This is a genomic window from uncultured Limnohabitans sp. (genome assembly GCF_937889215.1).
Lineage (GTDB): Bacteria > Pseudomonadota > Gammaproteobacteria > Burkholderiales > Burkholderiaceae_C > Limnohabitans_A.
Map to the genome: position 1 here is coordinate 1 of NZ_CALBEX010000107.1, position 9,024 is coordinate 9,024.

A 9,024-nucleotide genomic window follows, 5' to 3' on the forward strand; every position below is an offset into this window, starting at 1 on the left:
AAATTTCTTGCTGATGGCGTACGACATCCAAGCGGCGATGTCAGCGCCTGCACCGGGCAAAGCCCCCACCGCAGTCCCCAAAACACTGCCACGCAAAATTTGCTTTGGGTATTTCTTGGCCAAGGCCCACTGCCCTTTCAACACACCGCCCACCTCTTCGACCACCAGCTGTGCTGGGGGGCTGGTGTTCACCACAAAGCGAATGATCTCGGAGATGGCAAACATGCCGATCATCATCGCGATCATGCCGATACCGCCTGTCATTTCGGCGTTGCCAAAAGTAAAACGGGGAAACCCAGCAGGATTGCCCAAACCCACACAGGCCACCAACAAACCCAGCATCAAGGTCACCAAGCCTTTGAGGGGGTTGCCGGTTGAGATGAAAACCGCACAAGTCAGGCCCAACAGCACCAACCAAAAATATTCAAAAGAGCTGAAGTTCAGCGCAAAATCAGCCAAGGCCGGTGCCGCCACGATCAGCACCACCGTGCCGAACAAGCCCCCGACAGCCGAAAACACAAGCCCTGCACCCAATGCTTTTTCAGCCTGCCCTTTGCGTGTCATCGCATAGGCTTCGTCAGCATAAGCCGCAGATGCCGGGGTGCCCGGTATGCGAAGCAAACAACCTGGAATGTCCCCTGAAAAAATAGCCATTGCGGTGGCGGTGACCATCACAGCCACCGCAGGTATGGGCGGCATGAAGAAGGTGAGCGGCACCAACAAGGCCGTGGCCATGGTGGCGGTCAGGCCCGGCACCGACCCCACGAACAAACCATAAAAAGCAGCGAGGACCATCACCATCATGGTGTAGGGCTCAAAGACCATTGAAAAGGCTTGGCCAACGGCTGTCCACATAGGAAAGGCTCCTCAGATTGACAAAGTCAACGGACTGAAAAAACGACCCGAATTACCACGCGAAAGGCGTCAACACACCCCATGGCAAATTCACGCGCAGCAATTTGTAAAAAGCAAAATGCACAACCACAGTCGCCACCACAGCCCAAAAAACCGACTTGGGCCACGGCACCTGCAAAGCACGGAAAAGGGCCAGCATCATGCACACCGACGTCAACAAGAACCCCAACGCCTCGGACACGGCAATGTAGAAAACCACGGAGCCCAACAACACCACCAAAGCTTTGCGCTGGCGGGGTGCATGAACCCACCCCTCCCAAACCACCCAAGGCGATTCCGTGCGTTTGCGCCAGCCCTGGAAAAGCAAGATGGCGCCAGCCACACACAAGCCGATCGCAATCAACCCCGGGAACAGGGCTGGCCCCACAGGTTGGCCCGGGATATTAGGATAGTCGCGCACAGCCCAGAGCACCGAAGCGCCCAAGGCCATGCACAACGCCCCCCAAAAAGCGTCATTGACTTTCATGAGGTCAACTTACTTGACCAGACCGACAGCCTTCATGGTCACACCCATTTCGGCATCCGACTTGGCCATGAACTTGGCAGTGTCTTCAGGCCCTGCGTACAGCACACCCAAGCCGCGGCTGGTCATGAAATCGGTGTAGTCCTTGCTGGCTACCACTTTGCGCACAGACTCGGCCAACTTGGCCTGAATCGGAGCTGGCAAACCCTTGGGGGCCAACACACCGCGCCAGGCGGCCATGGTCCAGTTGCTGCCAGTGGCCGATTTGAGTGTGGGCACGTTGGGGTACAGCGCGGATGGCTTATCGTTCATGATGGCCAGACTTTTGACCTTGCCCGCATCGATCAGCGAACGGGCTTCGGGCAACGAGACGGGCGCAACTTCCACGCCGCCAGCGACCATGTCTTGCAAGCCTGGCGCAGCCCCGTTGCTGGGCACCCAAGGCAGTGCGGCCGGATCTATTTTTTGGTCCAAGAGCAAGCCAGCGATGGCCAGGTGCCAGATGCCCCCCTGCCCTGTGCCCGAGGCCTTGAACTTACCGGGATTGGCCTTGATGGCGGCCAACAAATCGTTCACGTTTTTATATGGGGAATCGGCGCGGACCTGAATACCGGCCGGATCGGCATTGACCAGACCAATGGGGGTGTAAGAAGTGCCAGTCAATTGCGTCAGACCTTGCCAATGCATCATGCCAATTTCGACCGTGGCCATGCCAATCGTGTACCCATCGGCGGGTGCAGCCGCAATGGCAGCGTGGCCAACCACACCGCTGCCGCCTGTTCGGTTGACCACGTTGACGGGCTGGCCCAAATCTTTTTCCATCAGGCTGGCAATGATGCGGGCCACCGCATCGGTGCCACCACCGGCACCCCAAGGCACGATCATGGTGATGGGGCGGACGGGGTAATTTTGTGCGGCAGCAGGCAAGGCTGCAGCCAAACAAGCCAGACCAGCAACTGCGCTGGCCACCAAAGTACGACGTGAGCGAACGAACATGGGTGTCTCCTTTTGATGTGAACAGCCGGACCCAAAGGGCCCTGCTGAATCAAAATTTATACCCATTCGAAGGTCATACCAATAGGGTCAACCTTTTTCCAAGTAACACTGGCGACTGCTCCACAGCCCAACCGGCATGCCATCCACTCAATCCAACTTGGCCCCCGCCACAAACCAGCGCCCGATCAAGGCGCGGTCTTCCTCGGTCAGGCCAGTGGCGTTGCCCATGGGCATTTGCTTGGTCACGACCACTTGTTGGTAGAGGTTTTGTGCGTTTTGCTTGATCAACTCTGGGCTGTCCAGGCGCACATTTTTCATTTGCACCTGGGCGCCATGGCAGGCCAAGCAGTGCTGACCCACAAGGCTCTGTACCTGGGCAAAACTCACCGGCTGGACATTCACCGCAGAGACGACCTTGGGAGGCGCAGGCCGCAAAGCCACGATCACCCCCAAAATCATCACCACGCCCACGGCCGCAAAGGGCCAGGGGTTGGCTGCGCGGCCCAGGTGAAAGGCGTGGCGTTGCACAAAGAACTGGCGAATCAGGGCACCGGCCAGCATCATCACAAACAGCAACACCCAGCGCTGTTCGTGCGTGTACAAAAAGCTGTAGTGGTTGCTCAGCATCGCAAAGATGACGGGCAGCGTGAAGTAGGTGTTGTGCACGCTGCGCTGCTTGCCGCGCTTGCCGTGGATGGCCAGGGCGTTGGCGTCGTAAGTCTCACCGCTGGTCATGGCCGCCACCACTTTGCGCTGGCCGGGGATGATCCAGAAGAACACGTTGGCGCTCATGGCGGTGGCGATCATGGCGCCCACCAACAAGAAGGCGGCACGGCCTGCAAACAGCTCATTGGCCAGCCAAGAGCAAAACGCCACCACCACGATCATCAGGCCCGCCACGATCAGCTCGCCGTTTTTGCGGAAGCCAAAGACACGGCAAATGATGTCGTAAACAAACCAAAAGGCCACCAGCATGCCCACGGCGGCCGACCCGGCCATCACGGGGGTCCAGTCCATCAGCGATTTGTCTATCAGGAAAGTGCCTGCGTTGTACAAGTAAAGCACCGTGAACAGCGCAAAACCGCTCAGCCAGGTGGAGTAACTTTCCCAATAAAACCAGTGCAGCTTGGTGTGGATGACCTTGGGGGCGACCATGTACTTTTGGGGGTTGTAAAAACCGCCGCCGTGCACTGCCCACATCGCGCCGCCCACACCTTTTTCAAGCAGGTCGGGCGAGTTGGGTTTTTGCAGGTTGTTGTCCAGAAAGACAAAGTAGAACGAGGAGCCAATCCAGGCGATGGCGGTGATGACATGCACCCATCGCAGCAACAAATTGGCCCATTCCAAAAAATACGATTCCATGAAGGATTCTCCAACCAACTCACCACCGCGGGCCCTGTGAGTAGGTATTCGGTCGCGAACATGAACCCGAGGGTTCCTGCGCCGCTGCGACCAGTGCACCGAAGTGTATACAGTTTACGTTTGGGATTCCAGTCCCCATAAGGCTTGGCGGCCTAGGGGAAACCAGCATCGCACAATCAAAGAGACTGCAAGAGTTGTGCCGCCACCGCCACGGCGATGACTTCGGGCTCTTTGCCCGAGATACCCGGCACGCCAATCGGACAGGTGATGCGGGCGATCTCTTCGGCCGTGAAACCCCGATCCTCAAGGCGGTGCCGAAAGGTGGCCCACTTGGTCTGGCTGCCGATCAGGCCCACAAAAGGCAAATCGTCTTGTGTGCGCAGGCGTTTGAGGCAGGCCACCACGATGTCCAGGTCTTCGGCGTGACTGAAGCTCATGATCAGCACCCGGCTGCCCGGGGCCAGATCGGCCACCGCCGCTTGCACCGGGTTGGAATGCTCGCAGTCCACTTCATCGGGCACATCGTCCGGAAAAATCTCGTCACGGCTGTCGATCCAGCGCACCGCAAAAGGCAAAGGCGCCAGCGTGTTCACAATCGCCCGGCCCACATGGCCGCCGCCAAACAGCGCCAGCGGGGTGCGCGGTGGCATCAACAAGGTGCGCAAACGCGCCACATCGTCCGCGTCCACCCGCTCCAGGGTCAATTCGACCACCCCGCCGCAGCATTGCCCCAAACTGGGGCCAAGCACCTGACGCAAGTGGGTGGTCACCAACTCCCCGGCCAACAAACGCCGAGCATGCGCCAGCGCCTGAAACTCCAAATGCCCGCCGCCAATGGTGCCCGCCTCTCCCCGGGCAAACACCAGCATGTGGGTGCCCGGCCCACGCGGCACCGAGCCTTGCGTGGCGTGCACGCGCACCCAAACGGCGGCTTCGCCGACCAATCGATTCAATGCTGCCGTTTTCCAGTTCACACCATTCCCTGCACAAAAAAAGCCACTCGCCAAGGCTGCACGTCAATGCCACAATCCCGGCCAAACACCGAGTATGCCAAGACAAAGGAGCTGTGATGAGACCACCCCAAAGTACCCCGAACGCAGCGTGCGCCACTTTCACATGGGCTTGGCTGACCCTGGGCGCTTTGGGCTTGGCCGGCTTAAGCGGTTGCACCGCACCGCCCTCAACTCCAAGGACGGCGTCCCAAACCCCTTCCACACCAGCCGCTAGCCCTCCCGCTGCCGACTCGGCCTCGGTTCGCCCCGAAGCCGCCGCACCAAACCTGGCTCGCCAAGGCCCCATCACGTCAAGAGCGCGCAGCGCCAAAGACTATCGCAAGGACGCGGCCAGTCACTTGTATGCACTCAACCATCAACACATTTACAAGGGCCGCTTACCACCCATGCTGCAAGCCGTGGGAGTGCTCAACGTGGACATTGACCGCCATGGCTCGGTCAAATCGGTGAAGTGGATGCGCGCACCCCGGCATGTGCCTGAGGTCATGCAACAAATCGAGCACATGGTCAAAGCCGCAGAGCCCTACCCCGTGCCGGTGCACATGAGCCAAGTCACCTACACCGAAGTGTGGCTCTGGCACCAAAGCGGCAAATTCCAGCTCGACACCTTGACCGAGGGACAGGACTGAGCCGTTTTCAAAGGGCACTGGCGCACCTCGTCGGACCTGAAGGCACCGACCTACGAAGCCACCATCTGCCCAGCCTTGGCCTTGTCGCGAGCCAGGGCTTCGCGGTCGCTGCGGCGGCGAAAGGCCATCGTCACAAAGCTGCTGCTGATCACGATGAACAGCGAGTACAGCACCGGAATCAGCAAGATGTCTTGCTGCATGGCACCGGCAAAGCTCAGCGTCACGATCAGCACCGCCAAGGGGCCGTTCTGAATGCCGGTCTCCAGCGCAATCGTGCGGCTGCGCTTGGCGTCTTGGCGCAGCAAACGAGACAGGCCGTAACCCAGCGCCATGCCCACCAGGCCCAGACCAATGGCTGCAAAATACACCGTCCAGGGCGTGGTGGCCAGCAGCTGGTGGTTGCGCGGAATCCAGGTCACCACCAAAAACAAAATCACCAGAATGCCCAAAAAGCCCCCCAGCAACTCGATGGTGGCACCGATGTTGGGGCTCATCTTGCGCAGGCCCATGCCGATCAAGGTAGGCACCAAGAGCACCACCAACACCTGCGCCACGTTGCTGGCCGGGATCTTGAAATCGCCGCTGATGCCAGCCGCTTGCGAATAAAACTCCAGCAAAGCAGGCACCATGACCAGCGCCACCAAGGTGGACACGCTGGTCATCATGATGGACAGCGCCAGCACGCCTTTGCTGAAGTAGGCAAAGATGTTGGAGGTGGTGCCGCCAGGCATGCAGGCCATCAGGATCAGGCCCACCGCCAGCGCAGGCGGCAAGTCCAGCAACATGGCCATGGCAAAGCCCAGGAAGGGCATGATGCCGTATTGGCAAACAATGCCCACCAGCACGCCCTTGGGCTTGCGAAAGGCGATCAAAAAGTCGCGCCAGGTGAGCGATGCGCCCATGCCCATCATGATGACCATCATCATCACGCCCAGCAGTTTGGTTTCAAATTCGGTGACCATACATAACTCCGCTGTGGCGCTCAGGCGCGTTTGAATTCAAGGTTGACTTCGGCTTTCAGGTCCTTGCGCAGCACCTTGCCAATCGGGGACTTGGGTAACTCGTCGCGCAGCACCACCGAGCTGGGTCGCTTGTAAGCCGCCAGGTGTTGCTTGCAATGCGCCACAACGTCTTCGGCGCGCAACTGTCCTGCATGGTCAGGGTTCGGCACCACATAGGCACGCACGGCTTCGCCGGTGCGCTCGTCGGGCGTGCCGACCACCGCCACTTCCAGCACCGCGTCCATCTGCGCGATCACGTCTTCCACCTCGTTGGGGTAGACGTTGAAGCCCGAGACCAGCACCATGTCTTTCTTGCGGTCCACGATGCGCAAAAAGCCGGTCGCGTCCATCACCGCGATGTCGCCCGTGGCGAACCAGCCGTCCTGCATCACGTTGGCGGTTTCGGCCTCGTTTTGCCAATAGCCTTGCATGACCTGCGGGCCACGCACCCAGATCTCGCCGGGCTCGCCCACGGGCACATCTTGCCCAACTTCAGACACCAAACGCACATCGGTGCCGGGGGCCGGGATGCCGATGCTGCCCAATCGCGGCTCACCACTCAATGGGTTGAAACTCACCACAGGCGAGGTCTCGGTCAGGCCATAACCTTCGGCAATGGGTGTGCCTGTGACTTCGCGCCAGCGCTGTGCCACGGCGCTGTGCAAGGCGGTACCGCCTGCGATCGAGGCCTTCAGGTGCTTGGGCGGGTAGGCCAAAAACCACTCTTCATTGAGCAGGCCATTGAACAAGGTGTTCACGCCCGTCATCCAGGTGATGGGGTAGTTCTCGACCGCGCGTTGCAGGTTTTGCACCGGGCGCGGGCTGGGGACCAAAATGTTGTGCGCGCCGATGGCCAGGAAGCCCAGCAAATTGGCTGTGAACGCGAAGATGTGGTAGAGCGGCAGCGCCGTCAACACACACTCTTGGCCAGGTTTCATGTGGGTCGCGCCCATGGCCAGCATCTGCTGCACGTTGTGCAGCAAATTGCCGTGGCTGATCATCGCCCCCTTGCTCACGCCGGTGGTGCCACCGGTGTATTGCAGCAGGGCCAAATCGTGCGGCTGCAGGTCTTGCCAATAGCCTTTGGCAGGCTGTTGGGCCAAAGTGGCGCGGCCCTGGGCAAGTGCCGCCTGCAGGCGCACATGCGGCACCGTCACGGGCGGCAACACCTTACTCCAGACCTTTTGCACGCCGCGGATGATGCCGCGCGGAATCGCCGGGAAAAACTCGGGCACGCCCGCGAGCACGATGTGCTTCACACCCGTTTGCGCCAGCACCTCGGGCAGTTTGTCGGCAAACATGTCGACCACCACCAGCGCCTTGGCCTGGCAGTTGTTGAACTGGTGCACCATTTCGCTCACGGTGTAGAGCGGGTTGGTGTTGACCAACACGCACCCGGCCTTGAGCACACCAAAAGCCACCACCGGGTAGGGCAGGCTGTTGGGCAACTGCACGGCCACACGGTCGCCCTGGGCCAAGCCCAAAGTACCGCGCAGGTAGCCTGCAAACGCATCCGACAAAGCATCGACTTGCGCAAAACTCAAACTGCCATTCATGCCGTTGGGCACCACGCAAGTGAAAGCCGCCTTGGCCTGGCTGTCACGCGCCCAGCGGGTGCAATGGTCGTGGATCAAATGCGCCAGGCTCTGGTGCTCGGGCACGGGCAAATCGGGGGCGATGCCCACTTGGGGGTAAACCGCTTGCCACGGGCGCACAGCGCTCGTGGGTTCTGGGGTGAAGCTCATGAAGGTCCTTGCGGGCAGAGATGAAAAAGAGGTGAGCCCAAGGGCCAGACCAGGCGATGCTGGTGTGTGCTCACATGGGTTTTGATCGACGCCCTGGGCCATTTTTTACGGGTGGCGCAGCCCCTAAAAAGAGCGTCTCCAATGAGCGGCCATTATTGACGCAATCCAGCCCGAAACGCCTTGAAACACCGCGATTCAGGGGGGTGTTTTCCCTGATCAAAAACCTTCGTTTACGCAGGTTTTTGCTGCTCTTGTGCCGCGCCTGGCAACAAGGTCAAGATGAGTACCGTGGCCACCGAAAAACCTGCCAACAGCAAGAGCGAACTGCCAAAACCCATGGCCTTGACCACCGGCCCCAAGGCCCAGACCGACAAAGAGCTGACCGCAAACGACACGCCCAAGCGCATGCCCGACACGCGCGAACGCAAGCGGTCGTCCACATAGCGGGCGATCATGAAATCTGTGAAGGGAATCGCCCCGAAGATGAACACCATGACGCCGGTCAAAGCGGCAAACAGCCACCAAACCTGCGCCTGCGAGGCCAACACCAACATCGGAATCTGCGCCATCACCATGAACATGAAAAAGCGCTTGAGTGGGAAACGGTTGATCAGGTGCCCCACCACCACCTGAGCCACCGAGGCCAAGGCGTACACCAGCGCCAGCAACAAGCCCAAGGTGGCCGGGTCTTCCATCACCCCCTGAAACCGCTCAGCGATCAAAGGCCCGTTGCCGTTGGTCGTGAAATTGAACAACACGCTGCTGGTGATGGCCGCAGCCGTCATGACCACCAAAGCCCGGGCCAGCATGGGCGCGGGCAGGCTCACCTTGGCCCCACCCTTGCGCTTGGCGGGCGAGGACACTTCTTGTGGGCAAGCGCGTGCAAAGACCCACCCGCAC

8 protein-coding genes and 1 pseudogene are annotated in these 9,024 nt (G+C 59.9%); 1 reads left to right on the forward strand and 8 read right to left on the reverse strand.

Translation table 11 applies throughout. The features are described 5' to 3' along the window. The 5 genes from Q0341_RS02740 to xdhC form a co-directional block, all read right to left on the reverse strand. Window positions 1-855 (reverse strand): tripartite tricarboxylate transporter permease (locus tag Q0341_RS02740; protein WP_299510387.1); only part of this gene is annotated, 855 nt, incomplete at its 3' end. Between the two features lie 52 nt (window positions 856-907). After that, the gene (locus Q0341_RS02745; RefSeq protein WP_299510388.1) at window positions 908-1,381 is read right to left on the reverse strand and encodes a tripartite tricarboxylate transporter TctB family protein; all 474 of its coding nucleotides are present in this window, start codon (window positions 1,379-1,381) and stop codon (window positions 908-910) included. A 9-nt stretch (window positions 1,382-1,390) separates the two neighbouring features. Beyond that, a complete protein-coding gene (locus Q0341_RS02750; protein ID WP_299510389.1) occupies window positions 1,391-2,374 on the reverse strand; it encodes a tripartite tricarboxylate transporter substrate binding protein in 984 nt (327 codons plus the stop codon). 147 nt (window positions 2,375-2,521) lie between these two features. Then, window positions 2,522-3,736 carry a urate hydroxylase PuuD gene (locus Q0341_RS02755; protein WP_299510391.1) on the reverse strand — a complete coding sequence of 405 codons (1,215 nt, stop codon included), beginning with the start codon at window positions 3,734-3,736 and terminating at the stop codon, window positions 2,522-2,524. Between the two features lie 176 nt (window positions 3,737-3,912). Then, window positions 3,913-4,710, reverse strand: coding sequence for a xanthine dehydrogenase accessory protein XdhC (xdhC, locus tag Q0341_RS02760; RefSeq protein WP_299510393.1), 798 nt, complete (start codon window positions 4,708-4,710; stop codon window positions 3,913-3,915). A 95-nt stretch (window positions 4,711-4,805) separates the two neighbouring features. On the opposite strand from xdhC, the gene Q0341_RS02765 reads away from it, so the two are divergent. Then, window positions 4,806-5,378 carry a hypothetical protein gene (locus tag Q0341_RS02765; protein WP_299510394.1) on the forward strand — a complete coding sequence of 191 codons (573 nt, stop codon included), beginning with the start codon at window positions 4,806-4,808 and terminating at the stop codon, window positions 5,376-5,378. A 50-nt stretch (window positions 5,379-5,428) separates the two neighbouring features. On the opposite strand, the gene Q0341_RS02770 is transcribed toward Q0341_RS02765, so the two are convergent. The 3 genes and pseudogenes from Q0341_RS02770 to Q0341_RS02780 form a co-directional block, all read right to left on the reverse strand. Further along, complete coding sequence (locus Q0341_RS02770; RefSeq protein ID WP_299510396.1) at window positions 5,429-6,340, reverse strand: bile acid:sodium symporter; 912 nt, start codon at window positions 6,338-6,340, stop codon at window positions 5,429-5,431. A gap of 20 nt (window positions 6,341-6,360) precedes the next feature. Further along, on the reverse strand, window positions 6,361-8,124 hold the full coding sequence (locus tag Q0341_RS02775; RefSeq protein ID WP_299510398.1) for an AMP-binding protein: 1,764 nt from the start codon (window positions 8,122-8,124) through the stop codon (window positions 6,361-6,363). A gap of 230 nt (window positions 8,125-8,354) precedes the next feature. Then, window positions 8,355-9,024 (reverse strand): annotated as a pseudogene (locus Q0341_RS02780) (MFS transporter); the annotation flags it as partial.

What these genes read in the sequence shown, in the direction of transcription:
- Q0341_RS02745 (WP_299510388.1), bottom strand. Translation starts at nt 1,381, where the DNA reads ATGAAAGTCAATGACGCTTTTTGGGGGGCGTTGTGCATGGCCTTGGGC.
- Q0341_RS02750 (WP_299510389.1), bottom strand. Translation starts at nt 2,374, where the DNA reads ATGTTCGTTCGCTCACGTCGTACTTTGGTGGCCAGCGCAGTTGCTGGT.
- Q0341_RS02755 (WP_299510391.1), bottom strand. Translation starts at nt 3,736, where the DNA reads ATGGAATCGTATTTTTTGGAATGGGCCAATTTGTTGCTGCGATGGGTG.
- Q0341_RS02765 (WP_299510394.1), top strand. Translation starts at nt 4,806, where the DNA reads ATGAGACCACCCCAAAGTACCCCGAACGCAGCGTGCGCCACTTTCACA.
- Q0341_RS02770 (WP_299510396.1), bottom strand. Translation starts at nt 6,340, where the DNA reads ATGGTCACCGAATTTGAAACCAAACTGCTGGGCGTGATGATGATGGTC.
- Q0341_RS02775 (WP_299510398.1), bottom strand. Translation starts at nt 8,124, where the DNA reads ATGAGCTTCACCCCAGAACCCACGAGCGCTGTGCGCCCGTGGCAAGCG.